The following is a 14555-nucleotide window of genomic DNA, read 5'->3' as shown; positions in this document are numbered from 1 at the left end:
ATGCTTCAGCCCAGCCGCGCCGGGATCAATCCGCGCAGCGAGTTGCCGACGAACAGCGCCTTGGCCGATTTCAGTTCGTTCCACGTGTAGACCGCTTCACCGGCGCGGCCTTGATCCAGCAGTTCGCCGCGCAGGACGCCAGGCAGCAGGCCGCAATCGAGCCGCGGCGTGGCCAGCACGCCGTCGCCGAAATCGGCAAAGACATTAGTGATCGTGCCCTCGCAGATTTCGCCGCGCTCATTGGCGAGCAGCACCTCGTCGGCGCGCCCGGCGAGATATTCGGCGCGCGCGCGCGTATAGGTTTGTCGGCGGCTGGTCTTGTGGCGCAGCAGCATATCGCTCGAATCAAGCCGCACGCGCGCCAGCTGCAGGGTCCAGACCTTGTCTGCGGCGAGCGGCTCGTAGGGCTGCACCGACACCGCCATTTCGCCCTTGCGCGACAGGACGAGGCGGGTGCGCAACGCGATCTGTTGGTGGCCGACCGCATTCATCAGCGCTTCGCCGACCCTTGTCGGATCGCAGGCGAAACCGAGTTCGCTTGCCGAGCCGTAAAGCCGCGCGAGATGGCGGTCGAAACGGAGGAAACCCGAGCCGGGTTCCCAGCGCATTGTTTCGATCAGTTCGAAATCGGCAGTGTTCCCGTCGCGAAACGGGCTTTCAGCAGACACTCCTGGTACTCCTCTTCGGCTGTCGAATCGAAGACGACGCCACCGCCGACATTGTAGACCGCCTCGCCATTGGCAAAGAGCGAGATGGTGCGGATCGCCACCGAAAAGCGCATCCGGCCGCCGGGCGCGATCCAGCCTATGGCGCCGCAATAGACATCGCGCGGGCCACTTTCCAGCTCGCGCAGGATCTCCATGGCGCGGATCTTCGGTGCGCCGGTAATCGAGCCGCAGGGGAACAGCGCGGCGAAAATCTGATGGATGGCGAGGCCGGGCAAGAGTTTCGCCCGCACGCGGCTCACCATCTGGTGGACGGTCGGGTAGCTCTCGATGCGGAAAAGCTCCGGCACATCGAGCGTGCCAACCTCGCTGATCAGTGAGATGTCGTTGCGCAGGAGATCGACGATCATCCGGTTCTCGGCCTGGTTCTTCTCGTCGTTGCGCAAGAACGCTTTCAGGCGATCGTCCTCGGCTTTTGTTGCGCCGCGCGGCGCGGTGCCCTTCATCGGATGCGTCTCGATCATGCCTTCCGCGTCCACCTCGAAGAACAGTTCGGGCGAACGCGACAAGACGATCGGATCGCCGAGCGCGACCAGCGCCCCATACTTCACCGGCTGGCGTTCGGTCAGCGCGTTGAAGGCGACCAGCGGGTCGCCCGACCACTGCGCATGGACCGGAAAGGTCAGATTGCCCTGGTAGCAGTCGCCCTTGCGGATGTGGTCATGCAGCCTGGCAAAGCGTTTGGCGTAGTCGTCCGAAGACCAGGCTGCCTTGGCGTCGAAGATTGGGCCGTTGCTGGCCGGCGGATCGCCTGGCGCGACCGTCTGCTCGACCGGCGCATCGAACACGCCGAGGCAAAAAAGCGGGGCGCGGCGGCCGGCCGGCAGCAGCGGAACGAGCTTGGGTTCGAGCAGGTAACCGGCCTCGTAGGAGAAATAACCGGCCAGCCATTTGCCGCCGTCATGTGCAGCCTGCGCGGCTTCCAGCGCCGGTAAAAAATCCGCCTCGCCATGCGCTGCGATTATCTCGGCCGGCCGGTCGAAAACGAGCTGCCGCGCGGTCTCGTCGTTCCTGAAAATTGCAAAGGGCAGGGGCAGGGACATAAGGCTCGGATGCTGCGGTCACCAGCGATCGATCTATATGGGGGCTCGACCGTGCGCAATCGAGGGAACGGCGTCTCAAGACGCAAAGGCGCGGCGGGCAAAAACAAAAGCGGCGCCCGAGAGCGCCGCCTTGTTCCCGATGCCGCCTTGCGATGGATCAGGTGTTGCTGGCTTCTCCCGCGGTCGGGAAGCGGCGCGCAAATTCCTTTTCGTCGCCGGCGGCAAGCAGTTTCGCCTGCTCGATCCAGCGTTCACGTTCGATGCGGCCGTCGAAATTCAACGTCGCCTCGATCCGCTTGACATCGTCGGGTGTCCAGGCGGCGATCTGGGCATAGGTCGTGACCCCAAGCCCTTTGAGCAGCCGCTCGTTGGTCGGGCCGATGCCGATCAGGCGACGCAGGTCGTTGGCTTTGCCTGGGGCAATAGCTGTTGCCTTGCCGGTCGCGGCTTTCTTTGCCGCCGGCGCGGCCTTGCTTGCCGCCGGCGCAGCCTTGCTTGCCGTCGGCGCGACGCTCGCTTTCGATGCAGGCGGTTTCGGCGTTGCCGTTTTCGCGGCACTTGCGCGTGGCGCGGTCGCGGCCTTCGCCGTTGCAGATTTCTTCGGCGCCGGTTTGGCTGGTGCGGATGTCGAAATCAGGGTTGACGGCGCCTGCATCGCCGCCTTGGTCGCACCGGCATTGGCGGCTGGCGCCTTGACTGTTGCCGCCTTCGCGGTTGGCGCCTGGGTGGTTTTCGCCTCGCCCAGCCGGCGTTCGAGATCGGCGCGGGCGCGGCCGCATGCATCCAACTCACCGGTCAGACGGTCGCTATCGGCCCGCAATCTGTCGCGTTCGCTGCGCGTGCGGTCTAGATCGCCGCGCAAACTGTCGAGTTCGCCACGCAGGCGTCCCCAAATGAACCAGCCAACCAACACACCTACCAGGAACGCCAGGAGCATGTAGAAAAAAGTGCCCATTGTCTTTCTCTCTCCAGTCCGATCCGTCCGCCCTGGCCTGTAGAGCCATGACCTCGGCGAAGGACCATTCGATGGTGGTTCCGCAATTTGCAGAACAGCCGGCTTCGATCGAGCTGTCGGCGACCGGTTTGCCCCTGGCCAACAACCGTTGTCGCATCCGCCGACACGCCATGGCCGGTCGGGATTTTCCGACCGGATCCATTCGTGCCCGGCTGAGCTTGAGGGCGGACGCTATCATACAGCTTACGGGAATCTAACGGAAAACTTCCATGGAAAGTTATTTAAGAACAAATAACCAAGACAAGAATAGACCATCGCCAATATGCGTTGCTGCTAAACTGTTCTGGAAAACCCGGTCATCCGGTGTTGCGCATCGCCCAGTGTTGCGCATCACTTGTCCAGTGTTTCCAGCTCGTCGATCAGTCCGCTGATCACGCCAAGCCCGATCTGCCAGAAGGCAGGGTCGGCCGCGTCGAGGCCGAACGGCGCTAGAAGCTCGGAATGATGCTTGGTGCCGCCGGCGCGCAGCATGGCAAAATATTTCTCCTGAAAGCCGCGCTCGGCGTTCTGGTAGACCGCGTAGAGCGAGTTCACCAGGCAATCGCCGAATGCGTAGGCATAGACGTAGAAAGGCGAGTGGATGAAGTGCGGGATATAGGTCCAGAAAACCTCGTACCCTTCGCGCAGCTTGATCGCCGGCCCGAGGCTTTCCGCCTGCACTTCCAACCAGAACTGGCCGAGCTTGTCGGAGGTCAGTTCGCCGCTCCTGCGCTCGGCATGCACCTTGCGCTCGAACTCGTAGAAGGCGATCTGGCGCACGACCGTGTTGATCATGTCCTCGACCTTCTGGGCGAGCATGGCCTTGCGTTCGCGCTTGTCGGTGGTCTGCTCGAGCAGCGAGCGGAAGGTCAGCATTTCGCCAAACACCGATGCGGTTTCGGCCAGCGTCAGCGGCGTCGATGCCATCAGGGCGCCCTGGCCGCCGGCCAGCACCTGGTGCACGCCGTGGCCGAGTTCGTGCGCCAGCGTCATCACATCGCGCGGCTTGCCCATGTAGTTGAGCAGCACATAGGGATGCGCCGAAGGCACGGTCGGATGGGCGAAGGCGCCAGGCGACTTGCCGGGTCTCACCGGTGCATCGATCCAGTTGCGGTCGAAGAAAGTTCTGGCGATCTCCGCCATGTCGGGCGAAAAGCGCTGGTAGGCGGAAAGCACGGTGTTCTTGGCCTCGTCCCAGCCGATGACCGCCTGTGGGGTCTCGGGCAATGGCGCATTGCGGTCCCAGTGGTTCATCACCTCCATGCCGAGCCAGCGCGCCTTCATCGCGTAATAGCGATGCGACAGGCGTGGATAGGCGTCGCGAACCGCGGCGGCGAGCGCATCCACCACGCTGCGTTCGACGCGATTGGCGAGATGGCGGGAATCGGCAATGTCCTCGAAGCCGCGCCAGCGGTCGGAGATCTCCTTGTCCTTGGCCAGCGTGTTGGTGACCAGCGTAAAGACGCGCAAATTCTTGCGGAAGGTCGTGGCCAGCGCCTCGGACGCCCGGCGGCGCACCTCGCTGTCTGCGTCCTGCAGGCGATTGAGCGCCGGCTCCAGCGTCAGCTCCTCGCCGTCGACGTCGAAGCGCAAATCGGTCATCGTCTCGTCGAACAGGCGGTTCCAGGCCCCGCGCCCGGTGATCGATTTTTCATGGAAGAGCTGCTCTATGCGGTCTTCGAGCTGATAGGGCTTATCCTTGCGCAGATCGAGCACCCAGGGCCGGTAATGGGCGAAGGCCGTATCGGCGGCGAGTGCGGTTTCGATCGCACCATCGTCGATGAGATTCAGCTCGAGCGCGAAAAACAGCAGGTGCGCGCTGGCATCGGTCATCTTTTCCTGGATGTCGCCATAGAGCTTGGCGCGCTGCGGATCCGACGTGTTGCCGGCATAGACAAGCCCGGCATAGGAGACGATGCGGCCGATCAGCTCCTCCAGCACTTCATAGACCTGAAGCGCCTCGCCAAGCCTGCCGGCGCCGCCACGCCCGGCCTCGGCGGCGAGCGTGCCTTTCCAACGGCTCTCGAAGGCGATGGCATCGGCGGCGGCCTTGGCGATGTCGCGCTTCAACTCGGGCGCCTCCATGCCCGAATAGAGATCGGCCAGATTCCATTCCGGCAGGTCGCCAAGCTCCGCCACGCCCTGACCGGGCGCCGCCGCCAGCTTTCGAGCAAAAACCATGCGCATTGCCGATCCTTCCAGACACAAAAATTCGAGGAAACGAGAAGCCGGTCAAATCCTAAGGAATTCATTCACCGGGTTTTTTGAAAGCTTATTTAGAACCCTGTGCCAAGATGATCCATAGGGCGCATTCTCGGGCGGGCACGGTCGGATCAGTCATGGCAGCTTCCATACTCATAGTCGATGACGATCCCGTGCAGCGCAGGCTGCTCGAGGCGGCGGTGACGAAATTCGGCCACACCGCGATCGTCGCCGATGGCGGCGAGGCCGGTCTCGATCTCGTCGACGGACCCAATGCGCGCGACGTGTCGGTGATCATCCTCGACCTGATGATGCCGGGCCTCGATGGCATCGGCGTGCTGAAGGCGATGCGCGAGCGTGGCATCCACATTCCCGTCATCGTGCAGACCGCGCAGGGCGGCATCGAAACCGTCGTTTCGGCAATGCGTCACGGTGCCTTCGACTTCGTCGTCAAGCCGGCCTCTCCCGACAGGCTGCAGGCGTCGATCGGCAACGCCCTCAAGGTCGAAGCGCTCGAAGGCGAAGTGAAGCGCTCGTCACGGCAGCGCGGCGGCCATCTGACGTTCAAGGACATGATCACCCACAGTCCGGCGATGGATCGGGTGATCCGGCTCGGCAGCAAGGCGGCGGCGTCCAACATTCCGATCCTGATCGAAGGTGAATCCGGCGTCGGCAAGGAACTGGTGGCGCGCGCCATCCAGGGCAGCGGCGACCGCCGCTCGAAACCCTTCGTCACCGTCAATTGCGGCGCCATCCCCGACAATCTGGTCGAATCGATCCTGTTCGGGCACGAGAAGGGCTCGTTCACCGGCGCCACCGAAAAACATACCGGCAAGTTCGTCGAAGCGCACACCGGCACGCTGTTCCTTGACGAGATCGGCGACCTGCCGCTCGACGTGCAGGTCAAGCTGTTGCGCGCCGTACAGGACGGCGAGGTCGATCGGGTTGGCGGGCGCTCGACCGTCAGGGTCGACATCAGGCTGATCTCGGCAACCCATCGCAACCTGCTGCAGCAGGTCAAGGACGGAAAGTTCCGCGAGGACCTGTTCTACCGGCTGAACGTCTATCCGATCTTCGTGCCGCCATTACGCGACCGTCGCGGCGACATCCCCTATCTGGTCGAGCACTTCATGGAGAAGGTGGCGCCCGCCGATCCGCGCCACCGCCTGCGGGGCATCTCGGCTGCGGCGCTTGCCATGCTGCAGGCCTATGACTGGCCGGGCAACATAAGGCAGCTCGAAAATGCCGTCTTCCGGGCTTCGGTGCTTGCCGACGGCGACATGCTGACTGAAGAAGAGTTCCCGCAGATCCGGGCGCAGGTCGAGGGCACGGTCAATCTCGATGCGGGTATCGCCTTGCCCAATTCAGTGGGGCCAGCTTCAGGGTGGCCAGCTTCTGGAGTGGCTTCGGGCAGCCAGCCGCGTGATAACGTCCCGGCCGCCGTCGGCGTCGCCGCGGCCGAGCCCGATGCACCGGCCAGGCCTCGTTTCGGCACGCTGCGGGCGCTCGACGAGCGCGGCAATGTGCGTGCGCTGGCCGACGTCGAACTCGAAATGATCAAGCTCGCCATCGATCACTATAACGGCCAGATGAGCGAAGTCGCCCGCCGCCTCGGCATCGGCCGGTCGACGCTCTACCGCAAGCTCAAGGAATACGGCATCGACCCGGAAACCGGCCGCGTCGAACGGCTCGCTTCCTGAGTCACAGGGCCAAGCCGGTTCTCATCCGGGCATCATCCCACGCAACTGCGCCTCGAAATGATGTGTTCGCCACAGTGTTCACGTATTAAGGCGGACGGTAACAGATCGTGTTTCGAGCTGGCGCCAAAACATGATCTAAACCAGCGGTTTACCAAGATATCCTGCGCAATATTTTTGGCGGGATATCGCCACCGTGTTACCGCATTTCGGCTTCAATAAGCGATGATTAACCATTAGGATCGATATTCGGATGCACACACCACGCATCCGTTTGGTCAAATCCGGGGACAAAACGGCAGCCTGCAAGGCCTTTTGATTTGAACAGAATCGAACGACACGAAAACGGGCGGCATTATCACATGAGCGTCTGGCCGAGATGGCTGGCAGCGGTGATTGTTGCCGTCGGGTTCCTTGCAGCGGCGGCAACCGGCGCCAGCGCCGAGACACGTTCGCTGAAGCTCTATCATCTCCACACGCATGAAAAGGCGGAGATCGTCTACAAGCGCAACGGCCGCTACGACCAGGCGGGCTTGCGAAAGATCAACATCATCCTGCGCGACTGGCGTCGCAACGAGCCGACCAAGATGGATCCGCGCCTGCTGGACCTGGTCTGGGAGGCCTATCGGGAGAGCGGCGCCACCGACTACATACAGGTCGTCTGCGGCTATCGTTCGCCGGCCACGAATTCGATGCTGCGCAGCCGCAGCAGGGGCGTCGCCGAAAAAAGCCAGCACATGCTCGGCAGGGCGATGGATTTCTATATTCCCGGCGTGCCGCTGAAGAAGCTGCGCGACGTCGGCCTCAGGATGCAGGGCGGCGGCGTCGGCTACTATCCCAGCTCCGGCTCGCCCTTCGTGCATATGGATGTCGGCAATGTACGCCACTGGCCCGGCATCAGCCGCCAGGAACTGGCGCGCGTGTTCCCCAACGGCAAGACGCTGCATGTGCCGAGCGACGGCAAGCCGCTGCCTGGCTATCAACAGGCGCTCGCCTCCTACAAAGCCCGCAAGGGGGCCGGCGCGCCGGCCATCGAACTCGCCAGCGCAAGCGGCGGTGCCAAAAAATCCCGTGGGTTCTTGGCAGCCCTCTTCGGCGGTGGCGACGACGAGGCGGACGACAGCGCCGACGTGGCGATGGCCGAGCCGGCGCCAAAGCCCCGTAACGTGAAGCCGGCGCCGTCCGCCAAGAGCAGCAACCTGCCTGGCATTGCCATCGTCGCGCCTCAGGATGCCAAGCGCGCTCAGATTCCGGAAGTCGCCGATGCTCCGGCGCCTGCGCCTGAACCGGAGAACGACACGCCGGAGACGATCATCGCGGCATTGCCTGCCCGCAGCATCCCGCTGCCGGATTTTGCTCCGCGCCCGAAGACGGACGTCGGCGGCCAGCCGCCTGAGAACGTTCCGTTCGGCGTGGCGGATGCGGCTGGATCGACTGAACAGGCGGTGGCGACCGCGCAAGCGCCGGCAAGTGTGGCGCCGGCAAATGTTCCGTTCGGCATAGCAGACCCGTCTGCTGCGGCCGGCCCGGTGCAGGTCGCTGCAAACAACATTCCCGTGCCGAGCTGGCGGCCCGATCATTCGCTGCCGGCCGATCTTTCGCCTGCTAGTCTTGCGCCGCAGGACAAGCAAGTGTTGCTGGCGCTGGCGAGTGCGGCCGAGCGGAGCAACACCGCCACCGACGCATTCTCGGTGTTGCCGTCGGCGCGGCCCGACAGTTCCCAGCCCGACGAGGTCAAGGCCGTTCTGGAAAGGGTCAGCGCGACCGACGAATACAAGGTCGCGTCGCTTTCCGAGCAAGCATCGGTGTTCGAGGAACCGGCGAGCGACGACGGGGCATCGAGCGACGGGGCATCGCCGCGCGAGGCCATCGTTGCCCGCCCGGCCGGCTCCGATCCGGCCGCCGTCATCGGTGCAGGCGTGAAGACCACACGCAAGGAACCCAGGGCCACCGCCCGCGACCTGAAGCCCGGCCCCAAGCCGGTGGTGGTCGCCGCCGCGCCGCAGGCCGCCCGGTGGGCGCTGCACAGCGGTGAGTATGTCGCAACTGTTTCAGATGCGACAACGGCGCCGCGCTACGCCTACGACTTCGTCCGTACGGCACCGAGCGAGGTCTATACGATAGGCTTCCAGCCGGGCAACGAGATGGCCGACGCAAACCGGTTCACCGGCAAAGCCGTCAAGTTCATGTCGGTTGCCCGCTTCAAGACCGAGTAGGCCGCGCTGGGCACCTCGCGCGGCCTCCACCGCCGGCACTGGCTTCCTTCATCCAGGGATGCTAACCACTGGTCGGCATTCTCCCGCTTCGTCTAATGGTAGGACAGCGCCCTTTGAAGGCGTGAATCGTGGTTCGAGCCCATGAGCGGGAACCAGCCCGGCGAACCAGATCGGCGGCGGCTTTTGATGCAGAAGATGCTAGCGCCCGAGCTTGCTTGCCGCGCGCGCCAAGGCTTCGATCTCGTCCCATTTGCCGGCCTTGACCAGATCGTCCGGCGCCACCCAGGAACCGCCGACGCAGATGACGTTGGGCAGGCTGAGGTAGTCCGCGGCATTCTTGCCGGTGATACCGCCGGTCGGGCAGAATTTCACGTCGGCAAGCGGCGAGGCGAAAGCCTTGAGCGAAGCGATGCCGCCCGACTGTTCGGCCGGGAAGAATTTCAGAAAGCGCAGGCCGGCTTCGCGGGCGGCCATGACCTCTCCCGGCGTGATGGCGCCGGGCAGCAACGGCACGTCGCTGTCCTTGGCTGCCGCGAGAAGCTCGCGGGTGATGCCGGGGCTGACGATGAACTTCGAACCGGCGGCCGCCGCCTCGCCGAACTGGCGGGCGTCCAGGATGGTGCCGGCGCCGACGACGGCGTCTTCAACCTCGCCCGCCACCCGGCGGATCGCCTCCAGCGCGTCGGCGGTGCGCAGCGTGATCTCGATCGCCGGCAGGCCGCCGCGGGCCAGCGCCCGGGCCAGCGGCACCGCGTCGGCGGGATTGGCGATCTTCAGCACCGGTATGACCGGCTGGCCGTTGAGGAGCGACAGGAGCTTTTCGGTCGTGCTGGGCATTCGTCGTCTCTCCTCTGTTGATCAAGTCGACCGGTTAGCAGAAGGAGGTTTTTCTGTCCACGAAACGCGGCGTGTCGCGATGTCACGCGTGGTGTTCGAAACCTTCCGCGATCAGACCGCTCCCGGCTCTGCCTTGATCCGGCTGTCGTGAGCGTCTAGTGGCTTGGTGATGACACTTCCCAGCCAAGCCTTCCGCGTTGCCGCGCTTTACCGCTTCGCCCGGCTCGACACCTTCGAGGCGCTGCGCGCGCCGCTCGCCGCCTTCTGCTACGCACGCGGCATCAAAGGCACGCTGCTGTTGGCGCGTGAGGGCATCAACGCCACGGTCGCCGGCAGTGAAACGGCAATCGCCGCGCTCATCGATCATCTCGAATCCATCGACGGTCTCGCCGGCCTCGAGATCAAATACAGCAGCGCCGCAACGATGCCGTTCCACCGCATGAAGGTGCGGTTGAAGCGCGAGATCGTCACCATGGGCGTGGAGAATATCGATCCGGCGGCAGGTGCAGGCACCTATGTCGCGCCGGCCGACTGGAATGCACTGATCTCGGATACGGGCACCATCGTCATCGACACGCGCAATGCCTACGAGGTGTCGCTCGGCACCTTCAAGGGCGCTGTCGATCCCGCCACCAACAGCTTCCGCGAATTCCCGGCCTGGGTCGAGCAGCATCGGCACGAGCTCGACGGGCGCAAGGTCGCCATGTTCTGCACCGGCGGCATTCGCTGCGAGAAAGCGACAGCCTATGTGAAGTCGCTCGGTTTGGAGGATGTGTTCCACCTCAAGGGCGGCATTCTGAAATATCTCGAGGACGTGCCGCCGAACAGAGCCTCTGGCAAGGCGAATGCTTCGTCTTCGACGAGCGCGTTTCGGTATCGCACGGGCTGGTCGAAGGCGAGGCCGAACTCTGCCGCGCCTGCCGGCATCCGCTAGCCGCGGAAGACCGGCTGTCGCCGCAATATGCCACCGGCGTTTCATGCCCGCATTGCTTCGATGCCCGCTCGGACGAAGATCGCGCCCGCTACGCCGAGCGCCAGCGCCAGGTCGAGCTGGCGCAAGCGCGCGGCGACCGCCACATCGGAAGTTAGCTTCACGTTAAGCAACTTTACGTTAAGCAACAGAGAAACGATCGATGACCCACAGCCATGTCCCGTCGTTCTGCCGGCGCGCGACCTCGGTGGTGATGGTGCCGTCAGGAAGCCGGGTCGAGGTCAGCGCCAGGTCGCCATTGACGACAGCCGGGCGCTGATCTCCGGACTGAAATTTTCGGCCGGTTGCGGTGATCTCCGCGAACAGCCCCCGGATGGCTTCGCGGCCGAACGTCAGCTGTCCGCCACCGCTGTCGATGACGGCATGCTGCTCGAAAAGCGCGGCCATGCCGTCAATGTCTCCGACCCATTGCCGTGAAATCAACAGGCGCTCCAGTTCCTGGGGGTCGCGTGCCGGCTGGCGGTCTGTCTCATCGGTCATGCCAGGCTCCTCTCAAGCGACATGCCGCGACATTAGTCGAAGTCGGGGGCGGTTTCGACACGTCCGATGTCCAGAGCGTCGCGCGTTTTTTGACGCGGATGGAGGCTGCAGCATTATAATTTCCGCGTGAAATCCCAGCAGATGTCGGTGCGAAGTCATGCGTGGCAGCGGGCAAAAGGATGCGCCGCGTCATTGTAATGTCAAACTGCGGGACCTAGGTCTTCGACGTGCAAACCTGCCCGCGCACCTTCGGCCGGGCCAATTCTGGAGGCATTGATGTTCGATCCCAAGAAGCTCCTCGACGATCTGCTCGGCTCGCAAGTTCCCGGCACCGGATCGACTGTCCGCGACAAGGCGGGGCAGGCGGTGCAGATGGCCAAGGACAATCCGCTTGCCGCCGGCGCGCTGGCCGCGGTGCTGCTCGGAACCGGCCCAGGCCGCCAGGTCACCGGTGCGGCGGTGAAGCTTGGTGGGTTGGCTGCGATCGGCGGCCTCGCCTACAAGGCCTACCAGAACTACAAGAACGGCAACGCGCCGGCCGAGACGCAAGCTGCAGGCGAACCGGAATTGCTGCCGCCGCCGGCCGATACCGCCTTCCATCCGTCGCAAGCGCCGCAGGGCGAAGACGAATTCACGCTGACGCTGGTCAGGGCGATGATCTCGGCGGCGAAGGCCGACGGTCACGTCGATGACGAAGAGCGGCAGAAGATCGCCGGCAAGCTCAGCCTCGCCGGCGTCGGCGCCGAAGCGGAGAAATTCCTGATGTCGGAACTGGAGGCGCCGCTCGATCTGGATGTGCTGATCGCCGGGGCCAAGACCGATGCGCAAAAGCTGGAACTCTACACCGCCTCGCGTCTTGCCATCGATCCGGACACGCGGGCCGAACGCGGCTATCTCGACCTGCTTGCCGGCCGTCTCGGCCTGCCGGATGCGCTGGTCGACCATGTCGAGGCGACGGTGACGGCGGCGAAGGTGCCGGCAGCGGGCAGCACGGCCAAGCCGGTCGCAGGCTCGCGCTGGTAGCTCGAAGAGGAAGCCTCGGAGCTCGGCGCCGTTGGCGTTAGCTTCTCGTTAATCCGGTGAGCGCATGATTTCAGTCAGTCGGATCGGTTTTCCTCCTCCCATGCCCGGTTCGGATCAGGGGCGGTCGCCAACGGCCGCCCTTTTTGTGAGCACAGGCTTTGGGCCGGCTTGCCATGGTTCCCGTCATTTGCGATGCCTCATCCCTTTCAGGGAGTACAGCCATGACCGACTATAAAACCGCCATCGTCACCGGCGCCGGCACGGGCATCGGCAAAAGCGTCGCCACGGCGCTGCTCAAGGCCGGCTGGAATACGGTCTTCTGCGGTCGCCGCAAGCCGGTGCTGGAGGATGCGATTGCCGCGGCCGGGCCGACGCAGGCCAAGGCATTGGCCTTCGCCTGCGACATCAGCAAGGCCGATCAGGTCGACGATCTGTTCGAGACGGTGGCTGCGGCTTTCGGGCGCGTCGACCTGCTCTTCAACAATGCCGGCACGAGCTACAAATCGACATTGATCGACGACATCCCGGTCGACGTGTGGAACGACATCGTCGGGGTCAATCTCACCGGCTCGTTCCTGTGTGCTCGCGCCGCGTTCGGCGCCATGCGCAGGCAGCAGCCGATGGGCGGCCGCATCATCAACAACGGCTCGGTATCGGCCTATGCGCCACGGCCGGGCTCGGTGCCCTATACGGCGACCAAGCACGCCATCACCGGGCTGACCAGGACGCTGGCGCTGGACGGCAGGCCCTTCGACATTGCTTGCGGCCAGATCGACATCGGCAACGCGCTGACCGACATGGCGCAGGCGATGACGGTCGGCGTGCCGCAAGCCAACGGCACCATTGCCGCCGAAGCGGTGATGGATGTCGAGCGCGTCGCCGATGCCGTCCTCCATATGGCCAGCCTGCCGCTCGACGCGAACGTGCTGTTCATGACCGTGATGGCGACGAAGATGCCGTTTGTCGGGCGAGGGTAGGCAACCGGTCCAGGTTGTATACATGTCGTTGTCCCAAAACCGCTGCGCACTTTGGGCGACATGCACTAGACTAGGCCGTAAACTCATAAATGCGGAATGACCGGGATAGGTGGAAAGCGGGCTTGGGATTTGTGGAAAGCGGTCATGGCACATGTCATGCTTGAATTGCAGTCATAGAGAATGGTTCATGCATGAATTGGGAACAGATAGCATCGGATTTCGCTTGGGACGGCTCCTGGCGAGACATCTACGTTCTGAACACGTCTGAGGCAGATTGGCAGGTCGTCTGGGACATCCTCCTCGAATGGACCCCGCCTGCTAGTTTCAGTGTCTCCGGCAAGATCGAGTCGATGCCATTGGGCGTCGAAGCGGCCCTGGAAAGCGAAACAGGCAGCTTACTGTCTTTTTACGTCGGGCCAATCCAGCTTGCATGTCACTTCTTCAGCGCTGTCGAAATTGAGTTCGACTTCGATCCAAGGCAAGTCAGCGGAAAAACCGAGGTTGAGAAGCTTGACCGCTTTATGCGATTGCTCGGTGACGCTACTGGGAAGCAGATAATTCTTACGCAGGAAAATGATCAAGAGGCTATCATCGCCCGCTACTCTCCCGATCTTGAGAGTGTGGTCTGGACGGCACTTTCATAGCCAAATGTCTGCCTCCGCAGCGGACTTGATCAAAGATTTGCCTGAAGGTGCGATGCTGCTCGCCGACAAGGGCTACGATGCCAACGCATTGCGCACTGCCATCACCGACCAGAACACTTGGGCCAATATCCCGCCCAAAGCCTATCGCAAGGCCCCGATCTGCTTCAGCCCTTCCTATACAAAGCCCGTAACCTGATCGAGCGCTTCTTCAACAAAGCCAAACAGTTCCGTCGCATCGCGACGCGCTACGACAAGCTGGCTGAGAACTTTCTTGCCGCCCTAAAACTGGTCGCAATCCGCATCTGGCCACGTAGCTATGAGTCTACGTCCTAGGGCCGGGTGACCGGAAGCGGCACGCCGGGAAGATAGAGCGAAATCGGGCGGATTTCGTAGACGGCTGTCGGATTGACGCGGCGAAGGTCGCGCGCAATGTCGATGGCGGCGTCACGGCTGGCGCAGTCGACGACATAGAGCCCCAGCAATTGTTCCTTGGTCTCGGCGAAAGGGCCGTCGATAACCATTCCGGTGCCTGGCCCGCGCAAGGTGCAGGCGTCTTGTGTCGCGCCGAGCCGGGCCGCCGGCCCAAGGGTGCCTTGCCGGTAGAGCCGATCGTTGATCTGGAGAAGATCGGTCATCAGCGCCGCATCCTGCTCAGGCGTCAGTGCCGTAATCGCTTCTTCCTCGTGATAGGCAAGAATGGCATAGAACATCTGGCTTCTCCTTTCG

General features: G+C 63.4%; 12 protein-coding genes, 1 tRNA gene and 2 pseudogenes. 8 read left to right on the top strand and 7 right to left on the bottom strand.

The window, feature by feature from the left end; all coding sequences use genetic code 11:
- Positions 1 to 5: 5 nt before the first annotated feature.
- The 4 genes from NKH60_RS05560 to NKH60_RS05545 form a co-directional block, all read right to left on the bottom strand.
- A complete protein-coding gene (locus NKH60_RS05560) occupies positions 6 to 668 on the bottom strand; it encodes an aminotransferase class IV family protein (RefSeq protein ID WP_352469537.1) in 663 nt (220 codons plus the stop codon).
- A complete protein-coding gene (locus NKH60_RS05555) occupies positions 617 to 1768 on the bottom strand; it encodes an aminodeoxychorismate synthase component I (RefSeq protein ID WP_352539351.1) in 1152 nt (383 codons plus the stop codon). The genes NKH60_RS05560 and NKH60_RS05555 overlap by 52 nt, the downstream gene beginning before the upstream one ends.
- 157 nt (positions 1769 to 1925) lie before the next feature.
- Positions 1926 to 2723 carry a helix-hairpin-helix domain-containing protein gene (locus NKH60_RS05550; RefSeq protein WP_352871411.1) on the bottom strand — a complete coding sequence of 266 codons (798 nt, stop codon included), beginning with the start codon at positions 2721 to 2723 and terminating at the stop codon, positions 1926 to 1928.
- 390 nt (positions 2724 to 3113) lie between these two features.
- Positions 3114 to 4949 (bottom strand): M3 family oligoendopeptidase, encoded by a 1836-nt coding sequence (locus tag NKH60_RS05545; protein WP_352832444.1) that lies wholly within the window; start codon positions 4947 to 4949, stop codon positions 3114 to 3116.
- A 152-nt stretch (positions 4950 to 5101) separates the two neighbouring features.
- On the opposite strand from NKH60_RS05545, the gene NKH60_RS05540 reads away from it, so the two are divergent.
- From NKH60_RS05540 to NKH60_RS05530, 3 genes are all read left to right on the top strand, one after another.
- Positions 5102 to 6664, top strand: coding sequence for a sigma-54-dependent transcriptional regulator (locus NKH60_RS05540; RefSeq protein ID WP_352832442.1), 1563 nt, complete (start codon positions 5102 to 5104; stop codon positions 6662 to 6664).
- 359 nt (positions 6665 to 7023) lie between these two features.
- Complete coding sequence (gene mepK / locus NKH60_RS05535) at positions 7024 to 8877, top strand: peptidoglycan L,D-endopeptidase MepK (protein ID WP_352832439.1); 1854 nt, start codon at positions 7024 to 7026, stop codon at positions 8875 to 8877.
- A gap of 81 nt (positions 8878 to 8958) precedes the next feature.
- Positions 8959 to 9032 (top strand) — tRNA-Gln (locus tag NKH60_RS05530).
- Between the two features lie 43 nt (positions 9033 to 9075).
- On the opposite strand, the gene NKH60_RS05525 is transcribed toward NKH60_RS05530, so the two are convergent.
- Complete coding sequence (locus tag NKH60_RS05525) at positions 9076 to 9714, bottom strand: 2-dehydro-3-deoxy-phosphogluconate aldolase (RefSeq protein WP_352469543.1); 639 nt, start codon at positions 9712 to 9714, stop codon at positions 9076 to 9078.
- A gap of 169 nt (positions 9715 to 9883) precedes the next feature.
- On the opposite strand from NKH60_RS05525, the pseudogene trhO reads away from it, so the two are divergent.
- Positions 9884 to 10803, top strand: a pseudogene (gene trhO, locus NKH60_RS05520) (oxygen-dependent tRNA uridine(34) hydroxylase TrhO).
- Between the two features lie 22 nt (positions 10804 to 10825).
- Here trhO and NKH60_RS05515 read toward each other — a convergent pair.
- On the bottom strand, positions 10826 to 11185 hold the full coding sequence (locus NKH60_RS05515) for a YybH family protein (RefSeq protein ID WP_352539344.1): 360 nt from the start codon (positions 11183 to 11185) through the stop codon (positions 10826 to 10828).
- A 276-nt stretch (positions 11186 to 11461) separates the two neighbouring features.
- On the opposite strand from NKH60_RS05515, the gene NKH60_RS05510 reads away from it, so the two are divergent.
- From NKH60_RS05510 to NKH60_RS05495, 4 genes and pseudogenes are all read left to right on the top strand, one after another.
- On the top strand, positions 11462 to 12208 hold the full coding sequence (locus NKH60_RS05510) for a tellurite resistance TerB family protein (RefSeq protein ID WP_352488764.1): 747 nt from the start codon (positions 11462 to 11464) through the stop codon (positions 12206 to 12208).
- Between the two features lie 221 nt (positions 12209 to 12429).
- Entirely contained in the window at positions 12430 to 13185 is a 756-nt protein-coding gene (locus NKH60_RS05505; RefSeq protein ID WP_352469547.1) for an SDR family oxidoreductase, read from the top strand.
- A 191-nt stretch (positions 13186 to 13376) separates the two neighbouring features.
- Positions 13377 to 13829 (top strand): hypothetical protein, encoded by a 453-nt coding sequence (locus NKH60_RS05500; protein ID WP_352448203.1) that lies wholly within the window; start codon positions 13377 to 13379, stop codon positions 13827 to 13829.
- 25 nt (positions 13830 to 13854) lie between these two features.
- A pseudogene (locus NKH60_RS05495) lies at positions 13855 to 14162 on the top strand (transposase); the annotation flags it as partial.
- On the opposite strand, the gene NKH60_RS05490 reads toward NKH60_RS05495, so the two are convergent.
- Positions 14159 to 14539, bottom strand: a complete 381-nt coding sequence (locus NKH60_RS05490; RefSeq protein ID WP_352837050.1) for a YciI family protein — start codon at positions 14537 to 14539, stop codon at positions 14159 to 14161. The pseudogene NKH60_RS05495 and the gene NKH60_RS05490 overlap by 4 nt on opposite strands.
- Positions 14540 to 14555: the final 16 nt, after the last annotated feature.

The organism is Mesorhizobium sp. M1006 (assembly GCF_040318825.1).
Classification (GTDB): Bacteria; Pseudomonadota; Alphaproteobacteria; order Rhizobiales; family Rhizobiaceae; genus Mesorhizobium.
Note: the sequence above shows the minus strand (reverse complement) of the source record. Positions and strands in the feature narration are given on the sequence as shown.